20 protein-coding genes and 1 tRNA gene are annotated in these 22,653 nt (G+C 70.3%); 1 reads left to right on the top strand and 20 read right to left on the bottom strand.

Going from position 1 to position 22,653, the window contains the following annotated elements; genetic code table 11:
• Positions 1–8 precede the first annotated feature (8 nt).
• The 6 genes from E6O51_RS08030 to selB form a co-directional block, all read right to left on the bottom strand.
• Positions 9–407 carry a DsrE family protein gene (locus E6O51_RS08030; RefSeq protein WP_136384460.1) on the bottom strand — a complete coding sequence of 133 codons (399 nt, stop codon included), beginning with the start codon at positions 405–407 and terminating at the stop codon, positions 9–11.
• Positions 407–880 (bottom strand): glycine cleavage system protein H, encoded by a 474-nt coding sequence (locus E6O51_RS08025; protein WP_136384459.1) that lies wholly within the window; start codon positions 878–880, stop codon positions 407–409. The genes E6O51_RS08030 and E6O51_RS08025 overlap by 1 nt, the downstream gene beginning before the upstream one ends.
• Positions 881–910: 30 nt before the next feature.
• A tRNA-Sec gene (locus E6O51_RS21825) sits at positions 911–1,007 on the bottom strand.
• A 63-nt stretch (positions 1,008–1,070) separates the two neighbouring features.
• Entirely contained in the window at positions 1,071–1,994 is a 924-nt protein-coding gene (locus tag E6O51_RS08020) for a DNA-3-methyladenine glycosylase family protein (RefSeq protein ID WP_136384458.1), read from the bottom strand.
• Positions 1,991–2,833, bottom strand: coding sequence for a bifunctional DNA-binding transcriptional regulator/O6-methylguanine-DNA methyltransferase Ada (ada, locus tag E6O51_RS08015; protein WP_211091354.1), 843 nt, complete (start codon positions 2,831–2,833; stop codon positions 1,991–1,993). Before ada ends, E6O51_RS08020 begins: the two co-directional genes overlap by 4 nt.
• Before the next feature lie 90 nt (positions 2,834–2,923).
• On the bottom strand, positions 2,924–4,897 hold the full coding sequence (gene selB, locus E6O51_RS08010) for a selenocysteine-specific translation elongation factor (RefSeq protein WP_136384456.1): 1,974 nt from the start codon (positions 4,895–4,897) through the stop codon (positions 2,924–2,926).
• Positions 4,898–5,046: 149 nt separating this feature from the next.
• On the opposite strand from selB, the gene E6O51_RS08005 reads away from it, so the two are divergent.
• The gene (locus tag E6O51_RS08005) at positions 5,047–5,961 is read left to right on the top strand and encodes a YihY/virulence factor BrkB family protein (RefSeq protein WP_136384455.1); all 915 of its coding nucleotides are present in this window, start codon (positions 5,047–5,049) and stop codon (positions 5,959–5,961) included.
• A 13-nt stretch (positions 5,962–5,974) separates the two neighbouring features.
• Here the strand turns inward: E6O51_RS08005 and E6O51_RS08000 are convergent, their stop codons facing one another.
• The 14 genes from E6O51_RS08000 to htpX all read right to left on the bottom strand — a co-directional run bounded on the left by E6O51_RS08000 (position 5,975) and on the right by htpX (position 22,594).
• Complete coding sequence (locus E6O51_RS08000) at positions 5,975–6,454, bottom strand: VOC family protein (protein ID WP_136384454.1); 480 nt, start codon at positions 6,452–6,454, stop codon at positions 5,975–5,977.
• Between the two features lie 59 nt (positions 6,455–6,513).
• Positions 6,514–7,245: an RES family NAD+ phosphorylase gene (locus tag E6O51_RS07995; RefSeq protein WP_211091353.1), complete on the bottom strand. Its 732-nt coding sequence runs from the start codon at positions 7,243–7,245 to the stop codon at positions 6,514–6,516.
• Positions 7,205–7,582 carry an antitoxin Xre/MbcA/ParS toxin-binding domain-containing protein gene (locus E6O51_RS07990; RefSeq protein WP_136384453.1) on the bottom strand — a complete coding sequence of 126 codons (378 nt, stop codon included), beginning with the start codon at positions 7,580–7,582 and terminating at the stop codon, positions 7,205–7,207. The genes E6O51_RS07995 and E6O51_RS07990 overlap by 41 nt, the downstream gene beginning before the upstream one ends.
• Positions 7,583–7,680: 98 nt before the next feature.
• Positions 7,681–8,787 (bottom strand): transglutaminase-like domain-containing protein, encoded by a 1,107-nt coding sequence (locus E6O51_RS07985; protein WP_136384452.1) that lies wholly within the window; start codon positions 8,785–8,787, stop codon positions 7,681–7,683.
• Positions 8,784–9,293, bottom strand: a complete 510-nt coding sequence (locus E6O51_RS07980) for a TlpA family protein disulfide reductase (RefSeq protein WP_136384451.1) — start codon at positions 9,291–9,293, stop codon at positions 8,784–8,786. The genes E6O51_RS07985 and E6O51_RS07980 overlap by 4 nt, the downstream gene beginning before the upstream one ends.
• Positions 9,290–10,663: an FAD-dependent oxidoreductase gene (locus tag E6O51_RS07975; protein WP_136384450.1), complete on the bottom strand. Its 1,374-nt coding sequence runs from the start codon at positions 10,661–10,663 to the stop codon at positions 9,290–9,292. Before E6O51_RS07975 ends, E6O51_RS07980 begins: the two co-directional genes overlap by 4 nt.
• A gap of 185 nt (positions 10,664–10,848) precedes the next feature.
• A complete protein-coding gene (gene selA / locus E6O51_RS07970) occupies positions 10,849–12,261 on the bottom strand; it encodes an L-seryl-tRNA(Sec) selenium transferase (RefSeq protein WP_136384449.1) in 1,413 nt (470 codons plus the stop codon).
• 51 nt (positions 12,262–12,312) lie between these two features.
• Positions 12,313–13,254 (bottom strand): formate dehydrogenase accessory protein FdhE, encoded by a 942-nt coding sequence (gene fdhE, locus E6O51_RS07965; RefSeq protein ID WP_136384448.1) that lies wholly within the window; start codon positions 13,252–13,254, stop codon positions 12,313–12,315.
• A gap of 118 nt (positions 13,255–13,372) precedes the next feature.
• On the bottom strand, positions 13,373–13,996 hold the full coding sequence (locus E6O51_RS07960) for a formate dehydrogenase subunit gamma (RefSeq protein WP_136384447.1): 624 nt from the start codon (positions 13,994–13,996) through the stop codon (positions 13,373–13,375).
• Positions 13,993–14,898 (bottom strand): formate dehydrogenase subunit beta, encoded by a 906-nt coding sequence (fdxH, locus tag E6O51_RS07955; protein ID WP_136384446.1) that lies wholly within the window; start codon positions 14,896–14,898, stop codon positions 13,993–13,995. Before fdxH ends, E6O51_RS07960 begins: the two co-directional genes overlap by 4 nt.
• A gap of 10 nt (positions 14,899–14,908) precedes the next feature.
• On the bottom strand, positions 14,909–17,965 hold the full coding sequence (fdnG, locus tag E6O51_RS07950; RefSeq protein WP_136384445.1) for a formate dehydrogenase-N subunit alpha: 3,057 nt from the start codon (positions 17,963–17,965) through the stop codon (positions 14,909–14,911).
• Positions 17,966–18,133: 168 nt separating this feature from the next.
• Positions 18,134–20,242, bottom strand: a complete 2,109-nt coding sequence (locus E6O51_RS07945; RefSeq protein WP_230976732.1) for a sensor histidine kinase — start codon at positions 20,240–20,242, stop codon at positions 18,134–18,136.
• Between the two features lie 4 nt (positions 20,243–20,246).
• Positions 20,247–21,632, bottom strand: a complete 1,386-nt coding sequence (locus E6O51_RS07940; RefSeq protein WP_211091352.1) for a sigma-54-dependent transcriptional regulator — start codon at positions 21,630–21,632, stop codon at positions 20,247–20,249.
• 119 nt (positions 21,633–21,751) lie between these two features.
• Positions 21,752–22,594 carry a zinc metalloprotease HtpX gene (gene htpX, locus E6O51_RS07935; RefSeq protein ID WP_136384443.1) on the bottom strand — a complete coding sequence of 281 codons (843 nt, stop codon included), beginning with the start codon at positions 22,592–22,594 and terminating at the stop codon, positions 21,752–21,754.
• Positions 22,595–22,653: the final 59 nt, after the last annotated feature.

Below are 22,653 nucleotides of genomic sequence, written 5' to 3'. Positions count from 1 at the left end.
CCGGCGGTTCAGAACGTCAACGTGCGCCAGCCGTCGTCCAGCGCCCGGCCGAGAAAGGCGGCGGCGCCGGCCTGGCCCGCCACCTCGGCGCGCAGCGCATCGGCGGCCACGCCGTGCGCCTGCATCGCGCTCGGGCAGGCGTAGAAGCGCACGCCGTAGCGGTGCGCCTCCTGCAGGAAGTCGGCCACCGCGCGGCGCCCGCCCGGCGCCACCTCGTCCCGCGTGCCGTCCGCGTACAGGGTTTCGGCCACGCCGCGGGCGAGCAGGCGCACCGAGCGGGCGGTGAAATACATCTCCACCTCGGCGTCCATCGCCGCCGCCGCCGCCGCGAAGTAGAAGGGCGTGGCGCACAGTTCGGGCACGGCCGGGTCGGCCGCCCACACCAGGATGGCCAGTCGGTCCGCCATCAGATTTCCCGCGCCCCGGCGCCCAGCAGCGGGGTCTGGAAGGACGCCAGATCGTCGAAGCGCCACAGGTCCATCTGCGCCTCGATGCCGGTCCACGCCGCCGGCCAGGGCAGCAGGGTCGCCACCTCGGCCGGCGCAATGCGCAGCCGCACCAGCCAGGCGGCATAGGCGTCGCGGTTCATCTCCGCGGCCGAGGACGCCAGCGCCTCGTTGGCAACGACCAGTTCCGCCCCCACCGGGGTCTTCACCGGGAACACCGTCTTGCCGGCTTCCAGCAGGCCGAAGGCGCGCCCGGCGGTGAGCTTCAGGCCCATGGGCTTGGATGTGAACAGCAGGATCTCGCCGGCGATCGCCACACCGAAGGGGGTGACGCCCACGCGGTAGAGGTCCCCGCCTTCCGCCGCGAACCACAGGTGGGTGTCCGGGTGGTAGAGCAGGTCTTCCGGGAAGGGGCAGCCGCGCAGTTCGGCCATGGGTGATCCGGCAAGAGGAAACGGGCAGCGTGGCGGAAGAGAATGGGAGTCGAACCCACCTGGGACCGGCTGACGGCCCCACCCGATTTTGAAGACCGGTCGCCCCACCGGGGAACGCCTCTCTTCCTTGGCCACGGCCGGATTGTAACCGCTGCGCCACCTGCGCCAAGCGGCAGCGCAGCATGCCGGATCAGTTCTGCCCGCCCGCGCCGTCGCGGTCCGCCTGCAGTGCCCACAAATGGACGGCCACCAGCGACCGCCATGGCGAGAAGGACCTCAGCCACTGCTCGGCCTCGCGCTCGACGGGGGGAACCGTGCTTCCCAGCAGGCGCTGCAAACCGCGGCGCAGCGCCACGTCGCCGTGCAGCGAACCGTCCAGCCAGGCGAAGCCGCGCAGCAGTGCATAGTCGACGGTCCACGGGCCGATGCCGCGAATCTGCCGCAGCCGGGTACGAATCTCGTCCGGCTGCGGCGCGTCGCGCCAGTCATCCAGCGGCAGCCGGCCTTCCGCCACCTCCGCGGCGAGCGCCAGCAGGGTCGCGGCCTTGGAGCCGGACAAGCCGGCTGCGCGCAGCGCCGGCTCGGGTGTCGCGGCCAGGTGCGCGGCATCCGGGTAGCAGTACAGCCCGCCGCTGTGGCGCACACCCACCGCGCGGATCAGCCGCCCGCGCACCGCCACCGCGGCGCGCACGCTGATCTGCTGGCCGGTGACCGCCCAGCTCAGGGCCTCGAACGGGCTTGCAGCCTGGGGCACGCGCAGGCCGGGGCGGGCGGCAATCAGCGTGCCGAGCTGCGGATGGCGGCGATGGCGGTGCTCGAAGTCCTCCACCGGCTGGGTCAGTCCGAGCATGTGACGCACCAGGCGGGCCAGTTCATCGGATGCCGGACCCGCCCCGCCGTCTACCGCCAGGCGGGCCTCTGCCCGGCTGGGCGTGAGCCGCACCTGCAGGCAGGCGGGACGGCCTTGCCAGACGATGCCCTTGGCGAAACCCCTGTCGTCAACCCGTTCGGCGGTCTCGTGGGGGTCGCGCCGATGCAGGGCCAGCAGATCGGCAGCGCGGTAGTCCGCCGGCAGCGGGATGCGGCAGGCAAGGCCTTCGGCGGCCTCGCTCACCGCGCGCCTTCACGTTCGAGCAGCGCGCGCTTGCGCGCTACGCCCCAGCGGTAGCCCGCCAGCCCGCCGTCGCTGCGCACCACGCGGTGGCAGGGGATGGCCACCGCCAGCGGATTGGCCGCGCAGGCGCCGGCCACCGCACGCACCGCGGCCGGCGCGCCGATGCGCCGCGCGAGTTCCGCATAGCTCACGGTCTCGCCCGGCGGAATCCGGCGCAAGGCCTGCCACACGCGCTGCTGGAAGGCGGTGCCGCGGATGTCGAGCGGCAGGTCCGCGCCGGTGGCGGGCGCTTCCACGAGGCCCACCACCCGGGCCACCAGCGCTTCGAAATCCGCGTCGGCGCCGATCAGCGTGGCGGCCGGGAAGCGGGCCTGCAGTTCGTCGAGCAGTGCCTGCGGGTCGTCGCCCAGGGCGATGGCGCACACGCCGCGCACGCTCCGCGCCACCAGGATGGCGCCCAGGGAACACTGGCCGAGGGCGAAGCGGATTTCCGCGTCGCGCCCGCCGGCACGGTACTGGCCCGGGCTCATGCCGAGCGCCGCGTCCGCGTCCTCGTAGAGGCGCCCGCTGGAGCCGTAGCCGGCCTCGTAGAGCGCATCGGTGACGCGAGCGCCGCCGGCCAGCGCCGTGCGCAGCCGCTCGGCGCGGCGCGCGGCGGCCCAGGCGCGCGGGCTCAGGCCGGTGGCGGCCTTGAACACGCGCTGCAGATGCCAGGCGCTCAGGCCCGCGCGCGCGGCCAGTTGGTCGAGCGTCGGGGGCGTTTCGGCCGCGTCGATGTAGCGGCACAGCTCGGCCACCAGGGCCGCGTGCCGCGCCGCGGCGGGCAGGGAGGCGTTCATGGTTGTGTCCTGCACGGGAGTTGCCATGTCTGTACTGTAGCCCCTCACCGGCGCGTCGGCACTCCGCTGCTTGCGGTCGAATCCGGCGGATCAGGTGCCGGGAAGCACCGGTGGTTCGCCGCGGATCAGGTGGGCGCGCCGGTTGCCCTCGCCCACCCGGCGCGTGTAGCCGACGCGGTCGAAGAACTCCAGGATCTGGATGGCGCGCTTGCGCCCGCCGCCGATGCGGTCGCGGAAGGCCGCGGCGCGGATGCGGCCGCTCTCGTCCTGGGCCGCGAGGTCGGCGACGATGGCGGCCAGTTCGGCCACGGTCGCGGCCGGATAGAACAGGTCGCGCACCACCTGGAAGGCCTCGCCCCGCGCGGCGAGCTGGCGCAGCAGGCGGCGCACGTCGGCCTCGGTGAAGCCCGTGGCGGCGGCCAGATCCCGCACCCAGGGCGGATCGAAGCGGCCGTCAGCGAGCCGCGCGAGCAGGCTATCGGCGCGCTCCCGGTCGGCCGGCGACAGCTCCACCGTGTGGCCGGGCAAGTGCCAAGCCGAACCCGCACGCGCCAGCCGGCCTTCGGCCAGCAGGGCCTCCAGCAGCGCGAGGAAGACCGGCGAGGCCAGTTGCGGCACGGCCATGCGGCGCAGGCGTTCGCGCTCCACGCCGGGTTCGTCGGCGAACTGCTCGTGGTGGGCGGCGAGCCGACCCAGCACCCGCTCGCCCAGTTGCGCCCATGCAGCCGGATTGAAGAGCTGGGTGCCACGGGCAGTGCCGATGGCGAGTACCGCGCCGGCCGGCAGCGTGGCGAGCCAGGCGGAGGCCTCCAGATTGTGCGCCGCGGCCAGTTCGGCGGCATCGATGCCGTAGGGCGCGGCGGCCAACAACGCAGCCAGGCGGGCCGCCGGGTCGGCATTCTCCAGCGCCGCGAGCAACACCAGGCGCTCCGGCCGGCGGCGGTGGCGGGCGGGCGGGAAAGGATCGAGCACGCGGCCGCCGCCCAGCGTGATCCGGCCGGCGGCGTCGCGGATCACCACCCGGTCGCCCCAGCAGGCGAGGATGGGCCGGTCCAGCACCGCCTGCACCAGCGCGGCGCGGCCGGGGGCGAGGCCGCCGGCCTCAAGCGCATCGTCCAGCAGCGCCAGGCGCGCCTGCGCCTGGCCGGCGGCGTGGTGCAGCGTGACCGCACTCCACTGGCCCAGGGTGCGCGGGGCGTCGGCGAGCAGCGTGAGGCGCAGGTCCAGTCGGTCCGTGGGGCGGGCGAGCACGGGGTCGCACAGCCAGTCGCCGCGCTCCACCGCACCGTGTTCGATGCCGGCGAGGTTCACCGCGCAGCGCTGGCCGGCGTAGCCCTCCTCCGCCGGGGTGTTGCTGACGCGCAGGCCGCGCACCCGCACTTCGCGCGTGAAACCGTCGCCGCGCGCCAGCACCAGGCGGTCGCCCACCCGCACGCGGCCGGCGTAGGCCGTGCCGGTGACCACGGTGCCGGCGCCGGCCACGGCGAAATGGCGGTCCACCGCCAGGCGGAAACCCGCGCCGGGCGGCACGGCATGGGCCGGTTCGGCCAGCGCCGCGGCGTGCAGGCAATCGCGTAGCGCGTCGAGTTGGAAGTGGTCGGCGCCGGACGCGGCCACCGCAAACAGCGGTACGCCCGCCAGGGTTGTGGGCGCCAGCAGGGCGCGCACCTGGGCTTCCACCTCCGCGATACGCGCCGCATCCACTCGGTCGCACTTGGTGATCGCCACCGCGCCGCGCGCCACGCCGAGGATCTGCAGGATGGCCAGATGCTCGCGCGTCTGCGGCATCACCCCGTCGTCGGCCGCCACCACCAGCAGCGCGAAGTCGATGCCCGCCGCGCCGGTGAGCATGGTGGGCACGAACTTCTCGTGCCCCGGCACGTCGATGAAGGCCAGCATGCGCCCCCCGCCCGCGTCGCCGGGCAGGGGCGCATAGGCATAGCCCAGCTCGATGGTGATGCCGCGCTTCTTCTCTTCCGGCAGATGGGTGGTGTCCACGCCGGTGAGCGCACGCACCAGCGTGGTCTTGCCGTGGTCGATGTGGCCGGCGGTGCCGATCAGCATGGCGGGCTCCGGAAATTGCGTGGTGCAGAGTTTAGCGCCAGGCGCGGACCGCCCGCTCGCCTGCGCAATCGTGTTCTCCGCCAAGCACTTCACTTGCCCGCAGGCTCCCGAACGGCTAAAAGGAGCGAAATGACGACGGAAAACCGGCAATGAAGAACTGGGCGGGTTACTGGATCGGCGTATTGAAGGCCACGGTACGGCTGTGGCTCGGGGCGCAGGTGTTCATCCACGCGGCGGCGCTGGCCTTCTTCACCGTGTTCTCGGTGGCGCCGGTGATGATCGTGGCCGTGACCATCGTCGGCCTGGTGCTGGGCGAAAGCGCCGCCCAGGGCCAGATCGCCCAGCAGCTCGAAGCGGCCATCGGCCCGCAGGCGGCAGCAGCCGTGCAGACCGCCGTCGCCGGCAGCCGCCTCAAGCACGGCGGCCTGCTGCCCACCCTGGCCGGCATCGCCGCCATGCTGTTCGGCGCCACCACCGTGTTTGCGCAGATGCAGAACTCGCTCAACGCCATCTGGGGCGTCGCCCCCAAGCCCACCCGCAGCAGCATCCTGATCTACCTGAAAGGGCGCCTGCTGTCGCTGACCGTGGTGCTCGCCATCGGCTTCGTGCTGCTCGTGTCGCTGCTGCTCAACGTCGCCGTCCGCGCCCTGGTCGTGTTCGCCCAGGACTGGCTGCCCATTCCCGGCGCCCTGCTGCTGGGCATCGACGGTGCGGTGTCCCTGGCCGTGGTGACGCTGCTCTTCGCTACCATCTTCCGCGTGCTGCCCGACGTGCTACTGGACTGGCGCGACGTATGGCTGGGCGCTTTCATCACCGCGTTGCTGTTCGTCTTCGGCCGCTCGCTGATCGCGCTCTACCTGTCCACCACCGGCGCCGCCTCCGCCTACGGCGCGGCGGGTTCGCTGGTGTTGCTGCTGTTGTGGGTGAACTACTCGTCGCTGATTCTGCTGTTCGGGGCGGCGTTTACGCGGGCGAATGTGGAGGCACGGGGCGTGGCGGTGCGTCCGCGGGCGACGGCGGTGTGTGTGCGGCGGGCGGTGGTCGAGGATGCGGTTGGGCGGTAGGCCGTTGTTTCAGTCAGCCCCGCCGAGCCGCTTCGATGACAGCGATGTCGATCTTCGTCATTTGCATCATCGCTTCGAAGGCTCGCTTGGCCGCCGCGCGATCAGGGTCGGCGATCGCGGCCGTGAGGGCACGTGGCGTGATCTGCCACGATAAGCCCCACTTGTCCTTGCACCAGCCACATGCGCTTTCCTGGCCGCCGTTGCTGATGATCGCGTTCCACAGGCGATCGGTTTCGGCCTGGTCGTCGGTTGCAACCTGGAACGAGAAAGCCTCGTTGTGGCTGAACGCCGGGCCGCCGTTCAGTCCGAGGCAAGGGATGCCGACGACGGTGAACTCGACCGTCAGGACATCGCCCTGCCTGCCAGCGGGATAGTCGCCGGGCGCGCGAAGAATGGTTCCTACGGCGCTGTCCGGAAACGTCTCGGCGTAAAACTGCGCGGCGTCCAAGGCGGTACCGTCGTACCAGAGACAAATCGTGTTCTTGCTGACCATTTCGTTCTCCCGTTGTTGGGTGCGGGGACGTCGGTAAGAGCGTAACGGCCTTCAGCTTCTTACCGATGGGATGGTCCCCGCCAAGTTGCGACGGAGAAGATCAACGCCTCGTTCTCCCGCCGGCATACCACCGAGTCGCGCTGCACGGCGATCCACCAAGTCTGGCGCTGCGGCTCGGGGCGCGGGGAAGCAAAGCCGGCCGGACTCAGCAGCGCCACGCACCAGGCGAGTTCGGGGTCGCGCACTGAACGATAGACGATGGCGCCCACGTCGGCTTCGCGCACTGCTGCAGCAAAGGCCTGAGTGGCGCGGTAGTCGAGGGGGTCGGTCCATACCGCGGCATCGGCGTCGAAGGGTGGCGTGCGCAGGTCGACCGCCATGGTGGCGATGCGCACGCGGAAGGCGGTGTGGGCTACCGGCTCCAGGCGTTCAAGGTCAACCGCGTCCATCAGGAAGCGCCAGCGCCAGTAGGCGAGTTCGGCGCAGGCGGTGCGGACGTGCTGGGCGCCGTAGAACACGCCGGGATCGGTCGGCGCGCGAAAGCGCGAGCCGGTCGGCAGGGGCGGATAGCGGAAGGGGGTGGCGAGGAGGTAGTCCAGGCCGGCGGCTGCGGCCGGGAGCGGGGGCTTGCCTTCTTCCAGCAGGACTTCGAGCAGATCCTGTTCGGCTGCGTCGTCCACCAGCTTCATCGTGGAAGCAACGTGCTGCGCCTCCACGATGCGCCAGGCGGCCTGGGCCCACGCGCGCGCTTCAGATGCGACCGCGGGAGGCGTCCAGGTAGTGGACGACACGGACCAGTCCTTCGGTGTCTCGGATCAGTTCGATGGGACGGCCGTTGAGGCCGAGGTTGGCGCTGTTGAGCCAGGCGCGGGCGGCCGCTTCGTCGCCGACGATGGAGTCGAGGGAACGGAACAGGCGCAGCAACAGCACGGCGAAGTCCCATTCCTTGCGGCTGCGTTCGAGATGGTAGCTGCCGCCGTAGAGGCGGGTCACGGTGGCGGGGCTGACGCCGAGCACCCGGGCGAGCAGGGCGCGGGAGATGCCGAGGCGTTCGGCGGCGCGGGCAACGGCCTTGCTCAGCACGGTTGCGGCGGCGGGATCGGTAGCGGGGGCGACGGTTACGGTCATGGTTCACCTCCTGTCTGCAGAAATCTTACGCCGTATTATTTTCTGTGGCAAAGATGGTAAGAGGCAAGGCGGGGCGGTGGCGGCCGCCCCGCACGGGCTTACGCGATTTCGCGCGCCGTCAGGCTGTAGCGGAAGGCGGCCGGGTCGAGGCTATCCAGGCGGCCGGCAGCGCTTTCCCCCTGCGGATACATCAGATAGGGCAGCGTTGCGCCCTGGCTGCCCGGCAGGGCGACGTCGTGGGCGTCGTTGTACGCCAGCCAGTTCATTTCCCAGGCGCCGAAGAGCTGCTTGCGCGCGGCGACGACCTTGGGGTCGATGAGGGGCAGGTTGCCGGGGGGCTCTTCGAGGACGACCTTGCGCACGTCGGCGGGGTCCACGGGCACCCAGCCGTAGCGGGACAGGAAGACTTCGGCGCGGCAGTGCTGGGCCTTGCTGATGTCGCCGCTCTTGCCCAGGCTCTTGTAGCCGAAGCGCGAGTCGGCCACGCGCACGCCGTACACGTCGCGGGCGGGCAGGCCGGCGGCGCGGGCTAGGCCGACGTAGAGGGCGTTGAGGTCGGCGCATTTGCCGGACAGGTTGCCGGATTCGAGCATGGCGGCAATGTCGCCGATGCCGCAGCCGCGGGTGGCGGGGTTGCGGGAAGTGTTGTCCACGATCCATTCGTAGATGGCGCGCGCCTTGTCCTCGTCGCCGCTGAGGCCGCGGGTGATGTCGCGGGCCGTGTCGGCGACGATGCCGTCAGTGGGCAGCAGTTCGGTGGCGCGGGTGTAGAGGGCGTGCTGGGCCGCCGGCAGGGCGAGGGGCTGCGCCGCGGGGCGGGTGAAGTCGGTGGCGCGGTCGCGGGTTGCGAAGCGGGTGACGACTTCCAACACGGGCGCGGCAGTGCCGGAGGGCCATTCGGCGAGCAGCATCTCGGCGCCGTAGTCGGCTTCGCGCACCACGCGCATGGTTTCGGCGTTGCCTTGCCACAAATTGCCCATGGGGCGGAACCAGGCCGCTTCGAACACGGAAGGCAGCGGCACCCAGGCGCGCAGCACGCCGTCGGAGGCCAGCCGTTCGAGGCGGGTGGTGACTTCGAATGTCCGCCAGCCGGTTTTCGGCGTGGGCGCGAAGGGCGGGAAGGCGGGCGTGGCGGCGCGGGCCAGCAGGGGCGAAGCGAGGCTGGCGGCGAGCGTGGAGGTCTTGAGGAAGTCGCGGCGGTTCATGGTTTGTCTCCTTTTTCCGTTGGGGGCAGCAGGGCGCGCACCCGCGCGCGCAGCGCGGGGTCACGCCAGTCGGCCTCGCCGACCAGGCGCCACTGCGGATGGTGGCGGGCGTCGAGGACGTAGGTGGTGGGCAGCAGGCGGGCGCGCCAGGCGCGGGCGATGCTCTGGTCTGGGTCAGCGACGACGGCGAGGCCGTCCAGCAGGTGCTCTTCGATGAAACGCTTGGTGTCCGCCGCCCGGTCGGAAACCGCGACGGTGACCAGGGCGATGTCCGGCTCGGCCTCGTCAAAGGCGACCAGGGCGGGCATCTCGGTGCGGCAGGGTTCGCACCAACTCGCCCAGAAGTTCACCAGCACGACCTGGCCGGGCACGGCGTCGAGCGCGCGCTGCAGCGCCGGCGGTGGGGCGGGAAGTGCGTCCACGGCTTGCGGCTCGGGGCTGGCGCCGGCCAGAGCCGGCACCAGCATCACCAGCAGGAAGGCACGCAGGCGAACCGGGCGCATCATCCGAACATGTCGCCGTAGATGATGCGCGCCCATTCGAAGTCGTCGCCCACGGTCTCCGGCTTGCGCTGGTTGAAGTCCCACTGCTTCTGCTCGATGACGCCCTGGGCGTTGATGCTGTAGTCGAACTGCACCGAGATGGCTTCCTGCGGATCGGTGCTGACCATCATGTAGCACAGGTTGTTGGGCAGATCGTGGACGGGGTCGCGGCCGGCTTCGCGCTCGGCGATGTACTTGGCGACGATGCGGGCGTGGCGGTTGGCGACGTGGCCGGCCTTGGGATAGAAGGCGAACTGGGGGGAGACGAAGCCCACCGCGTCGCCGATGACGTACACGTCCTTGTCGTCGTGGGCGTGGAGGAAGAGCGGATCGACATTCGCCCAGCCATCCGGCCCACCCAGGGCGGACTTGCCGACCACGCCGGCCTTCCACGCCAGGTCGCCGGCCTGGTGGGGGGCCATCAGGATGGCGTGGTCGAAGTTGAATTCGCCCGCCGCGGTCCTGATGCGCTTGTTGAAGGGGTCCACTTCCTGCACGTGGGCGTTGGGCACGTAGGTGACGATGTCCTTGTACAGTTCCTGGAAGGCCGCCTTGAAGCCCGGGCCGATGGGGCGCACGTCGTCCTTGTGGTCCAGGACGATCACCCGCGCCTTCAGCTTCTTCGCCTTGAACAGCGCGGCGATCAGGCAGGCGCGCTCGTAGGGGCTGGGCGGACAGCGCTGGGGCGGGGGCGGCAGGGTCATCACCAGGTCGCCACCCTTGAAGTCGTGGATGGCCTGCTTGAGGCGGAAGTGCTCGGCGTTGGGGATGTAGGCCGCGGGGAAGCGGGCGCGGGTGGCTTCCGCGGCGCGGCGGTCGTTGGCGAACCAGGCTTCGTAGTTGTAGCGGATGCCGGGGGAGAGGATCAGGTAGTCGTAATCCACCGCGCCGGCGGCGGTGACGACGCGCTTCCTGTCGCGCTCGATCTCCAGGATTTCGGTCTGGATGAAGCGGTAGCCCTGGGCCTCGGACACCGCCAGGTAGTCCTTGGTGAGGTACTGGGTGTCCACGATGTCCACCAGCCACTTGTTGCTCATGGGGCAGGAGAAGAACACCGGGTTGCGTTCCAGCAGCACCACTTCGAGCTGCGGGGCGAGCTGGCGCAGGTAGCGCGCGGCGGTGACCCCGCCCCAGCCGCCGCCGCAGATCACGACGCGGCGGACGTTGCCGCGGGCGAGCAGGGTGTCGGTGCTGCGCCCGACCAGGGGCGGCAGCGGGCGTGTGCCGGCGGAGGCCGGCGTCTGGGCCAGGGCCGGCCCGGCGGCCGCGGCGGCGGCGATGCTGCCGCCCGCGGCGAGAAAGCGCCTGCGCGAAGCGTTGTGTTGTTCGGTCATTTCTTCCTCCTCCCGATGTCGTGGTGAGCCACCCCGGCGCGGAAGCCGCCGGGGTTTAAGGGGTCCATGGCGACGGACCCATGGGTTGGCGGCACGGAGGCCGCCGGCCGGGCAGCCGATACGCGGATCGGCCGGATGTGCCCGGAGCGCCCGGCCGCGCGTAGCGGTCGGGCAGCGTTCGTGTTTCAGCCGCGGCGCTTGGCGCCGGCGGGCAGCCGCGTGAGCTGGGCGGCGAAGTCTGCCTCGTCGGCGGGGCGCAGGCAACGCAGGTCCAACCACAGGGCGTTGTCGGCGATGCGGCCGATGACCGGCACGGGGAGTTCGCGCAGGGCCTGTTCCAGGCGGTTCAGCGCCCCGCCCTTCTTCTGTGGGCGGCACACCAGGCCGGCGGAGGGCAGGCGGTCCACCGGCAGGCTGCCGGAACCGATCTGGGAGCGCATGGGCTCCACGGTGACGGTGAGCGGCCAGCCGGCGAGCGCAGCGGCCAGTGCGGGCTGCAGGCGCTCGGCCTGGACGAGAATCTCGCCTTGCGGGCGGGTCAGCAGGCGCAGGGTTTCCAGGCGTTCGGGCAGGCGGTCCGGGTCCCGGTACAGGCGCAGCACCGCCTCCAGCCCGGCGAGCGTGATCTTGCCCACGCGCAGCGCGCGCTTGAGGGGGTTCTTCTTGATCCTGGCGATCAACTCGCGGCGGCCGACCAGGATGCCGGCCTGGGGGCCGCCCAGCAGCTTGTCGCCGGAGAAGGTGACGAGGTCCGTGCCGACGGCGATGGCCTCCCGCGGCGTGGGCTCGTGGGGCAGGCCCCACGCCTCCAGCCCGGTCAGCGTGCCGGAGCCGAGGTCCTCGACGAAGGGCAGGCCGTGGGCGTGGGCGATGGCCGCCAGTTCCGCCTGCGGCACCGCGTGGGTGAAGCCTTCCACGGCGTAGTTGCTGGTGTGCACCTTCATCAGCAGCGCCGTGCGCGGGCCGATGGCGCCTTCGTAGTCCCGGGCGTGGGTGCGGTTGGTGCAGCCCACTTCGACCAGCTTCGCGCCGGCGCGCTTCATGATGTCGGGCACGCGGAAGGCGCCGCCGATCTCCACCAGTTCGCCGCGGGAGACGACCACTTCCTTCCTGTGCGCCAGGGTGTTCAGCAGCAGGAAGACCACGGCGGCGTTGTTGTTGACCACGGTGGCGGCCTCGGCGCCGGTGAGTTCGGCGAGGAGGTCGCTGACCAGATCGTCCCGGTCGCCACGGCCGCCGGAGTCCAGGTCGTATTCCAGCGCGCAGGGATGACGCGCGGCTTCGACCATGGCGGCGATGGCCTCCTCCGGCAGCGTAGCGCGGCCCAGATTGGTGTGCAGCACGGTGCCGGTGAGGTTGAAGACGCGGCGCAGGTTGAGACGGACTTCCCGCTCGATGCGGCGGGCGACGGCGCCGAGCAGAGCCGCCACGTCGGGCAGCGCGGCACCGGCACGGACAGCCTCGCGGGCAGCGGCCAGTTCGGCGCGCACGCAGCCGGTGACCAGCGCACGGCCGTGGGCGGCGATCTCCCCGGCGAGGGCGGGCTCGGCGAGCAGGCGATCTACGGCGGGGAGCGATGCGAGGCGGTTTGTCGTCATGGCCTGACGCCCGGACCGGGCAGGGAGGTCTGTCAGCGGGAGGGGCCGGTGTTACGCGGCTGCGTCTCCCGGGATGAAAAGCGGGTTGGGGCCGCTGCGCATGTAGCCGGCCTCGTCCACCAGGATGTCCAGGGCCAGCGTGGCGAGATCGTCGGCCACCGGGTCGGCGGCCGCGTCCTTGTCGCGGTACACGACCTTCAGATAACTATGGCAGTCGTCGCAGACTTCCGCACGGACCAGTTCCCTTTGCGTACCCCCCTCGGCGACGTCCTCTTCCAGCACGCGGTAGGACACCTTGTCGTCCTTGCCGCAGGCGCTGCACTGGACGCGCACCAGGTTCCATTCGGTGTTGCAGAGCGAACAGTGCAGGTAGCGCGTGCCGGCGTACTGGCCGGCCTGGATGACGCTGGCCACCGGCAGGCTGCCGCAGCACGGGCACACGCCGGGCACGTCCAGCCGGGCCAGGCCGGCGAAGGCGGGCTGGGCGGCCATCCAGGTCCAATAGACCTGCAGCGCGGCGGCGACGAAGGGCAGACGGGCGGCTTCGCGCGGGTCGTACTCGGTGCGCAGCACCGCCGCAGCGAGGCGTTCGAGTTCTTCCGCGGGGGCGGACGCGAGGCCGGCGAGCTGCGGGCGCAGGGACTCGGGCGCGGCGGGGATCAGGCGGTCGGCCAGCGTGGCGAGGTGGCGGCGCCACACCGGGTCGCGCGGCCAGCCGTTGGCCGGCAGCGGCGGCATGGCGTGGCGGCTCGCCTGCTCCAGGGTGGCAGCGTCGGGCAGCGGCACCGCGGGGTGCTGCTGCAGCAACTCATGCTGCACACGGGTGAGGCGGGCGAGGAAGGCCAGCCAGTCACCCGAGGCGTGGCCGGCGGCCAGGCGTTCGAAGCGCGCGGCGCGGTCGGCGAACAGATCGGCGGGCGGCGCGATGACGGCTGGCGGTTCGAGGCCGGGGTTGAGGGCGGAGCCGGGCGTGGCGGAACTTGCAGGATTCATGCGGTCTCGGGTGTCGGTGCGGAGAATCGGGACAAACCGTTCGCCCTGAGCCTGTCGAAGGGCGATTGCTGCCAAGGGGCTTCGACAGGCTCAGCCCGAACGGTTCATGCCTCGTGACCTAGTTCTTGCCGGTCACCTGCCGGTACCAGCCGCGGTGGTGCTGCTTGGCCCAGGCGCGGGTGACGGTGCCGTACAGCATGGCGCGGATGGTGCCGCGGGTCCAGATGGCGGCGTACACGTGCACGAAGATCAGGCCGATCATGAAGGCTCCGGTGGCCGCATGCACCACCATCGCGACGCGCACCACCTCCACCGGGAAGCTGAACCAGGCGCGCCACATGACCACGCCGGAGGCGGCGAGCAGCAGCATGCTGAGGGCGAGCCCCCAGAACAACAGCTTCTGGCCGCCGTTGTACTTGCCCTGCTCGGGCATGTCGTGGTCGTCGCCGTCCACCATCTTGCCGACCTTGGACAGCCAGTCCCAGTCCACCGGCCCCATCAGGTTCAGGCGCGCGAAGCGGATGAACATGACGAGGAAGAACAGGGCCATGATCACGCCGATCCACGGATGCAGGATGCGCGCCCAGGTGCCGCCGCCGAAGAGATTCACCAGCGGGAAGAAGGCCGGATGGAAGAAGGCGAGGCCCGAGAGGCCCAGCAGGATGAAGCAGATGCCCAGCACCCAGTGGTTGGCCCGCTCGGACGCCGTGTAGCGTTGCAGGTCGCGCGGATTGCGGATCATTTGGCGTCCTCCTTCTCCAGGGCCGCTTCCTTGTCCATCTCGTCTTCCAGTTCCTTGGAGACTTCGTTGGGGCCTTTCATGACGTAGTGGAACAGGCTGCCGAGTGCCGTGGCGCCCAGAGCGACCATGGCCAGCGGCTTGGCGATGCCCTTCCACAGGGACACCATGGGGCTGATCTGCGGGTTGTCCGGCAAGCCGGCGTACAGCGAGGGCCGGTCGGCGTGGTGCAGTACGTACATGACGTGGGTGCCGCCTACCCCTTGCGGGTCGTACAGGCCGGCGTTCCGGTAGCCACGCTCCTTGAGGTCGACGATGCGGTCTTCGGCGTAATGGACCATGTCTTCCTTGGCGCCGAACTTGATCGCGCCGGTGGGACAGGCCTTGGCACAGGCCGGCGCCTGGCCCACCGCGACCCGGTCGGAGCACAGCGAGCACTTGTAGGCCTTGCTGTCCGTCTTGGAGATGCGCGGCACGTTGAAGGGGCAGCCGGTGACGCAGTAGCCGCAGCCGATGCAGTTCTCCTGGTGGAAATCCACGATCCCGTTGGCGTACTGGATGATGGCGCCGGGGGAGGGGCAGGCCTTCAGGCAGCCGGGGTCGGCGCAGTGCATGCAGCCGTCCTTGCGGATGAGCCATTCGAGCTTGCCGTGCTCCTCCACCTCGGTGAAGCGCATCAGGGTCCAGGTCTTGTCGTCCAGGTCCTGCGGGTTGTCGTAGATGCCGACGTTGTGACCCACTTCCGGGCGGATGTCGTTCCACTCCATGCAGGCCGCCTGGCAGGCCTTGCAGCCGATGCAGGCGGACACGTCGATGAGCTTGGCGACCTCTTCGGTGTGGCGGACCTGCGGCGCCTCGGTGGTGGTCGCCGAGCGCCGCGCGATGTCGAGCGATTGCAGTGCCATGCGAGCCTCCCTATGCCTTTTCGATGTCCACCAGGAACGCCTTGTATTCCGGCGTCTGGCTGTTGGCGTCGCCCACGAACGGCGTCAGGGTGTTGGTGATGTAACCAGGCTTGGTCTCACCCTTGAAGCCGTAGTGCAGCGGGATGCCCACCGTGTGGACCTTGCGGCCGTCCACCTGGAGCACGGGGATACGCTTGGTGACCACCGCCACGGCCTTGATCTCGCCGCGGTTGGAGCGCACCTTGACCACGTCGCCCTTGCCGATGCCCTTCTCCGCGGCCAGTTCTTCGGAGATTTCGACGAAGTGCTCCGGCTGGAGAACCGCGTTGATCACCGAGGTCTTGGTCCAGAAGTGGAAGTGCTCCGCGAGGCGGTAGGTGGTGGCCACGTAGGGGAACTCGTCGGCCTTGCCGAACAGTTCCATGTCGCCCTTGTACACGCGGGCCGCCGGGTTGCTGGTGACTTCCGGCTTGTCCGGGTGCAGCGGGTTGCGTGCCAGCGGCGTCTCGAAGGGCTCGTAGTGCTCGGGGAAAGGCCCTTCGATCATGCCCGGGGCGAACAGCCGCGCCACCCCTTCCGCGTTCATGATGAAGGGGCCGACGCCTTCTTCCGGTGCGGCGTTGGGCCGCATGTCCGGCACGTCGTTGCCGCCCCACGCGGTTCCGGTCCAGCGCAGCAGGGCGCGCTTGGGGTCCCACGGCTTGCCGCTCGGATCGCAGGACGCGCGGTTGTAGATGATGCGCCGGTTGGCCGGCCACGCGAAGCCCCAGTTGAGCGTCTGGCCGAGGCCGGACGGGTCGGAGTTGTCGCGCCGCGCGGTGAGGTTGCCGGCCTGGGAGTACGAGCCGCAATAGATCCAGTTGCCGCTGGCGGTAGAGCCGTCGTCGCGCAACTGGGCGAAGCCCGCGAGCTGATCGCCGGCCTTGACCACCACGTTGCCGGCGGCGTCGGTGAGGTCGCGCAGCGCGCGGCCGCTGACTTCGCGCGCCACTTCGTCGGCGGACGGCCTGGTAGGCTGGCGGTAGGGCCAGGTCAGGTTGAGCACCGGATCGGGCAGCGCGCCGCCTTCCTTGGCGTAGAGGTCGCGCAGGCGGGTGTAGAGCTGCGCGATGATCTCCAGGTCGCCGCGCGTCTCGCCCGGACCGTCCGCGGCCTTCCAGTGCCACTGGATGACGCGGCCGGAGTTGGTGAAGCTGCCCTCGTGCTCGGCGAACAGCTCGGCCGGCAGGCGGAACACCTCGGTCTGGATCTGGCGCGGGTCCACGTCGTTGTACTCGCCGTAGTTCTTCCAGAACTCGGAGGTGTCGGTGGCCAGCGGGTCCATTACCACCAGGTACTTGAGCTTGGCGAGCGCGGCCGAGACCTTGCCCTTGTGGGCCACCGAGGCGAGCGGGTTGAAGCCCTGGCAGAAGAAGCCGTTCATGCGGCCCTGGTGCATGCGCTCGAACATGGCCAGCACGTCGTAGGAGCCGTCCGGCTTGGGCAGCCAGTCGTAGGCCCAGCCGTTCTCCGCGGTGGCCGCGTCGCCGTACCAGGTCTTCATCAGGCTCACCCACCACTTCGGGAAGTTGCCGTAGAAGTTCATCTGGCCGGGCCGCAGCGGCTTGGTGGTACGCGCCGCGACGTAGGCTTCGGCGGTGGCGTCCCGCTCCGTGGGCGCGGACAGGTAGCCCGGCAGGTTGGCGGTGAAGGGGCACATGTCGGTCACGCCCTGCACGTTGGCGTGGCCGCGCAGGGCGTTGATGCCGCCCCCCGGCATGCCCATGTTGCCCAGCAGGAGCTGGATCATCGCCATGGTGCGGATGTTCTGCGAACCCACCGAGTGCTGCGTCCAGCCCAGCGCGTAGAGGATGGTCATCACGCGGTCGGGCGCCGAGCATTCGGCGATCATCTCGCAGACCTTCAGGAAGGCGTCCTTCGGCGTGCCGGTGATGTTGCTGACCGCGTCCGCGTCGTAGCGCGCGAAGTGCTTCTTCATCAACTGGAAGACGCAGTTCGGGTCCTGCAGCGTGGGATCGACCTTGGCGAAGCCGTCCTCGCCCATCTGGTAGCGCCAGGTGGCCTTGTCGTAGCTGCGCTTCTCGGCGTTGTAGCCGGTGAACAGGCCGTCCTCGAAGCCGTAGTCCGGATCGATCAGGAAGGCGGCGTTGGTGTAGGCGTTGACGTACTCATGCTGGAGCTTGTCGTTTTCCAGCAGGTAGTTGATCACCCCGGCGAGGAAGGCGATGTCGGTGCCCGCGCGGATCGGCGCGTAGAAGTCGGCAACGGCGGCCGAACGGGTGAAGCGCGGGTCCACGACCACGAGCTTGGCGCGGCGGACGTGCTTGGCCTCCTGCACCCACTTGAAGCCGCAGATGTGCGCTTCCGCGGCGTTGCCACCCATGATCAGGACGAGGTCGGCGTTCTTGATGTCCACCCAGTGGTTGGTCATCGAACCACGCCCGAAGGTCGGAGCCAGACTGGCTACCGTGGGAGCGTGTCAGATGCGCGCCTGGGTGTCGATGGCCACCACGCCCAGGGCGCGCATGACCTTGATCGACAGGTAGGACGGTTCGTTCGAAGCAGCCGAGCTGGCGAGGAATCCGGTGGTGGTCCAGCGGTTGACCGTGAGACCGGCGTCGTTCTTGTCGACGAAGTTGGCGTCGCGGTCGGCCTTCATGTGCCGCGCGATGCGGTCGAAGGCTTCATCCCAGGAGATGCGCTTCCACTGGTTGGAACCGGGTTCGCGCACTTCCGGATGGGTCAGGCGCAGCGGGCTGTGGACCATGTCCAGCAGGCCGGCGCCCTTCGGACAGAGGCTGCCGCGGTTGACCGGGTTGTCCGGGTCGCCTTCGATGTGGAAGATGCGCGCCTTGGCGTTCCTGGACTTGTCGCCCATCGAATACACCAGGGTGCCGCAACTGACCGAGCAATACGGACAGATGCTGCGCGTTTCGGTCGCGTGCGCGAGCTTGTACTGGCGGACTTCGGCCAGCACCGCGGTGGGCGCGAAGCCCATCGTGGCCAGGCTGGAGCCCGTCATGCCCGCGGCGCAGACCTTGAAGAATCCGCGTCTGGAGACGTGCATGGTCTCTCCCCCTTCGCTTTTGGTTATGGGACAAAACGGCTGTCGTACCGCAAAAGACATACCAGAAGAGAAATAGTTTCTGTAACAGGGACTTGGTGATGCTACCCGATTCCCGGCATGGGACTTTCTGTCCGATGGCGGGACATATTGTCCCAATCCGGCGGGTGCCTAGATCTTGCCGGCGATGTCCCAGCGGCGGGCGAAGTGCGGCGCTTCGGGCGCGTCGTCGTAAATCGGCTCGCAGCGCAGGCGCACGGCGAACTCCGCGCCCTCGCCCGGCCGGCTGTCCACCTCGATGTGCCCGCCGTAGCGCTCGACGATGGTGTAGCTGATGGACAGGCCCAGGCCGGTCCCGCTGCCGCGTTTGGTGGTGAAGAAGGGGTCGAAGATGCTGGACAGGTTCTCCGGCGCGATGCCGTGGCCGGTGTCGCGCACGCGCAGCACCACGCCCATGGGCTGGTCGTGCTCCAGCCAGTTCTCGCTCGCCAGGGTCAGCGTGCCGCCGTCCGGCATGGCCTGGATGGCATTGACGATGAGGTTGATCAGCACCTGCTGCAACTCGCTGCGGTTGATCTCCACCGGCAGCGTGGCCTCCAGCCGCTGTTCGACGGCCACGCTGCGCCGGTCCAGGTTGTGCTGGGTGAGCAGCAGGCAGTCGGCCAGCACGGCGTTGACGTCCACGGCCTCCACGTAGCCGGCAAAGTCGCCGGGGCGGGCGAACTGCAGCAGCTTGGTGACGATCTGGCGGATGCGGTCGGCCTGCTGGTGGATCAGGCGGATTTCGCCGCGCACCGGGTCGGCCGCTTCGCCCAGCACGTCGCGCAGCACGTCCAGGTTGCCCTGGATCACCGCCACCGGGTTGTTGATCTCGTGGGCGACACCGGCGGTCAGCTCGCCGATGGCGGCCAGCTTCTCGTTCATCACCAGTTGCTGCTGGGCGTGGCGCAGATGGGCGTTGGCCTCCGACAGCTCCCGCGTGCGCTCGGCCACCTTGGCGTCCAGTTCCTCGCCCCAGCGCTGCAGTTCCTCCCGCCGGGCGGCCAGGGTGTCGAGCAGGTGATCGAACTCGCCGGCCAGGCGGCCCAGTTCGTCACGGCTGGCGACCTCGCCCACGCGCGCGCCGGCCTCGCCCTGGCGGGCGCGCTGGATCACCGCGTTCATGCGCTCGATGGGCTGGAACACGCTGCGCGCCCAGCGCAGGGACAGCACCGTGCCCAACCCGGAGAGCACGGCGAAGAGCACGAACAGCGCGCCCAGGGCGAAGCGCATGGCGTTGCGGAAGGGTTCTTCGAGGAAGCCGACGTAGAGCATGCCGACCCGCGCGCCGCGTCCGTCGAGCACCGGCTCGTAGCCCGACACGTAGTCGTCGGTGACCACGAAGGCCGTGCCCAGCCAGGTCTCGCCGCGCCCCAGCACGTGCTCGCGCACCGCGGCGGAGACCCGCGTGCCGAGCGCGCGCTTGCCCTCGAACAGGCGCACGTTGGTGGCGATGCGCACGTCGTCGAGGAAGAGCGTCGCCGTGCCGCGGCTGCCCAGGGGCAGCGAGCCGTCGCGGTATACGATGGCGTTGATGCGGTCGACGATCTCCAGGTTGCCGTTGAGCAGCACCCCGCCTTCGAGCACGCCCAGCGGCCGGCCCTGGGCGTCCGCGACCGGGGCGGCGGCGTGGATGATCAGGCCGCGGTCCTCGAAGCTGCGCGGATCGGGCGCGGCGGCGCGGGTGGGCACCAGGTCGAGGCGGGCGCGGCGGCGCAGGGCCGGGTCGATCCCGGCGAGCTGGTCGGCACTCAGGCGTTCGACCGTGGTGTGGGCCTGGCCGGCGAGCGCGGCCGCCACCACCGGCCAGGCGACGCGCGAATCGGCCGGCGCGAACTCGTTGTGGGCGCTGGCGAGGATGCGCCCGTCCCGGTCGAGGAAGTGCAGGAAGTCCAGCCCGCGCGCCACCGCCAGGTTGGCGAGCAGCCCCGACATCTCCGCGTCGCGCCCCTGGCGCGGCAGCAGCAGCGCCAGGCGGTGCGATTCGGCGGCGGCCTGCACCTCGTGGCCGACGCCGATGCGCACGCGGTCGAAATACTCGTGGGCGGTGACCATGTCGGAGCTGATCTTGTAGGTCAGCAGGCGCTGGTAGGACTGGTTGCCCCAGGTCCACACCAGGCCGAGCAGGACCGGCACACCCACCGCGAGCGGCGCCAGCACCAGCGCCAGCAGCTTGGCGCGCACCGAACGGCGCGCGCGTTCGGCAAGCCGCGGCAGCAGGCCCTGGCTTACCGGCTCCACGCGCTCATTCCGCAGCCATGCCCCATTCGACGCACTTGCGCTCCACGGTCTTGCGCGACACGCCGAGCAGGTCCGCGGCGCGGCTCTTGTTGCCGCGGCAGGCGGCGAGCACGGACAAGATGTGGCGCTTCTCGACTTCGGCCAGGCTCACCGGCAGGGCCTCGCCGGCCCCCGGGATGGCGGCGTCGGCGTCGAGGGGCAGATGGCCGAGGATCAGGGAACGCTCGATCAGGTTGCGCAGCTCGCGCACGTTGCCCGGCCAGGCGTAAGCGGCCAGGCGGCGCAGGGCCTCGTCGCCAAGCGCCAACGGCGGCAGGCCGAGGCGCTGGGCGAGCTGAGTGTTGAAGTGGGCGGCGAGCAGCGCCACGTCCTCGGGGCGTTCGCGCAGCGGCGGGATGGTGAGGGTCATCACCTCCAGCCGGTAGTAGAGGTCCTGGCGGAAGCGCCCGGCGGCCACCTCGGTGCGCAGGTCGCGGTTGGTGGCCGCCACCACGCGCACGTCCACCGGCACCTCCTTGGCCGACCCCACCGGGCGGATGCGCTTTTCCTCCAGCACGCGCAGCAGCTTGGTCTGCAGCGGCAGCGGCAGTTCGCCCAGTTCGTCCAGGAACAGCGTGCCGCCGTTGGCGTAGTAGAACAGGCCGTGGCGGTTGTCGGCAGCGCCGGTGAAGGCGCCCTTGACATGGCCGAAGAGCTCGCTTTCGATCAGCTCGGGGGTGATGGCCGCGCAATTGACCGGCACGAAGGGACGTTCGGCGCGCGGGCTCATCTGGTGCAGGGCGCGGGCGGCCACTTCCTTGCCGACCCCGGATTCGCCCAGGATCAGCACCGTGGCCGGGGTGGGCGCGACGCGCTTGAGCAGCGCGCACAGGTGCTGCATGGCCGGCGAGCGCCCGACCAGACCGTCCACCTTGCCCGACAGGTCGGCCAGTTCGCGGCGCAGCACGAAGTTCTCCCGCGCCAGGCGCGCGCGCTCGAAGCAGCGGCGCAGCGAGTTGACGATCTGGTCCACGCGGAAGGGCTTGAGGATGAAGTCCGAGGCCCCGGCGCGCAGCGCATCGATGGCCGTCTCCATGTCGGCGAAGGCGGTGATCAGCACCACGTCGCCGGAGAAGCCGCTGTCGCGCAGTTCATGCAGCCAGGCGATGCCCGGCTTGCCGGGCAGGGCGATGTCCAGCACCACGGCGTCGAAATGGCGCTGGGCGAGCAGCGCGGCGCCGGCCTCGGCCGATTCGGCCACCGCCACGGTACAGCCGCGCGCGGACAGGGCGCGCTCCAGGAAGCTGCGCATGCCGGCCTCGTCGTCCACCACCAGCACCGCGTAGTCCTGCCAGCGCGGTTCGCCGGCAGGCGGCGGAGAGGACGGAAGCGTGCGGTCGGATTCGGACATGGCTGGCGGTGGCTGGCGTGGGATCGGACGCATTTAACCATGACGCCGGCCCGCCTGCTCGGTACAGCCGCACGCGAAACGACTGCTCGGGCAGGGCCGCCGAACGGCCCGCCGCCCGCTCAGCGCGCCAGCGCGCGCAGCCGGGCGATGCGCTCCTGGGTGGAGGGGTGGGTGGAGAACAGGCTGCGCAGGCCGCCGCCGGAGAGCGGGTTCATGATCATCATCTGCGCGGTCTCCGGGTGTTCCTCGGCGGTGTGCATGGGGATGCCCTTGGCGTAGGCCTCGATCTTGGCGAGCGCGCTGGCGAGCGCCTCCGGGTCGCCGGAGATCTCCGCACCGCCCCGGTCGGCACCGAACTCGCGGGTGCGCGAGATGGCCATCTGGATGATCATCGCCGCCAGCGGAGCGAGCAGCATGACCAGAATCTGCAGCGCCGGATGCGGGCGGTTCTCGCCGTCGCGCCCGCCGAAGAACATGCCGAACTGGGCCAGCATGGAGATGGCGCCGGCCACGGTGGCGGACATGGTGGAGATGAGGATGTCCCGGTGCTTCACGTGGGCCAGCTCGTGGGCCATCACGCCGCGCAGTTCGCGCTCGGAGAGCATGCGCAGGATGCCGGTGGTGGCCGCCACCGCGGCGTTCTCGGGGTTGCGCCCGGTGGCGAAGGCGTTGGGCTGGGCCTCGTCGATGATGTACACCTTGGGCATGGGCAGGTTGGCCCGGTGGGCCAGCTCGCGCACCATGTTGTACAGATACGGCGAGGTGGTGGCGTCCACCTGGCGCGCGTTGTACATCTTCAGCACCATCTTGTCGGAGAACCAGTAGGCCCACAAGTTGGTGGCGCCGCCGAACAGCAGCGCGATCAGCATGCCCTGCTGGCCGCCGATCATCGCGCCGACCGCGCCGAACAGGGCCACGATCCCCGCCATGAGGATGGAGGTCTTCATCCAGTTGCCGTACATGTGCGTGTGTCCTTCCTTTCCTTGTTTCCGGTGAGCGTCCCGTTCATTTGGGGCCGGAA

It is taken from the genome of Pseudothauera rhizosphaerae (genome assembly GCF_004801305.1).
In the GTDB taxonomy this organism is placed as follows: Bacteria; Pseudomonadota; Gammaproteobacteria; order Burkholderiales; family Rhodocyclaceae; genus Pseudothauera; species Pseudothauera rhizosphaerae.
The sequence above is the reverse complement of the archived record's forward strand: the minus strand, read 5'-3'. Positions and strand labels throughout refer to the sequence as shown.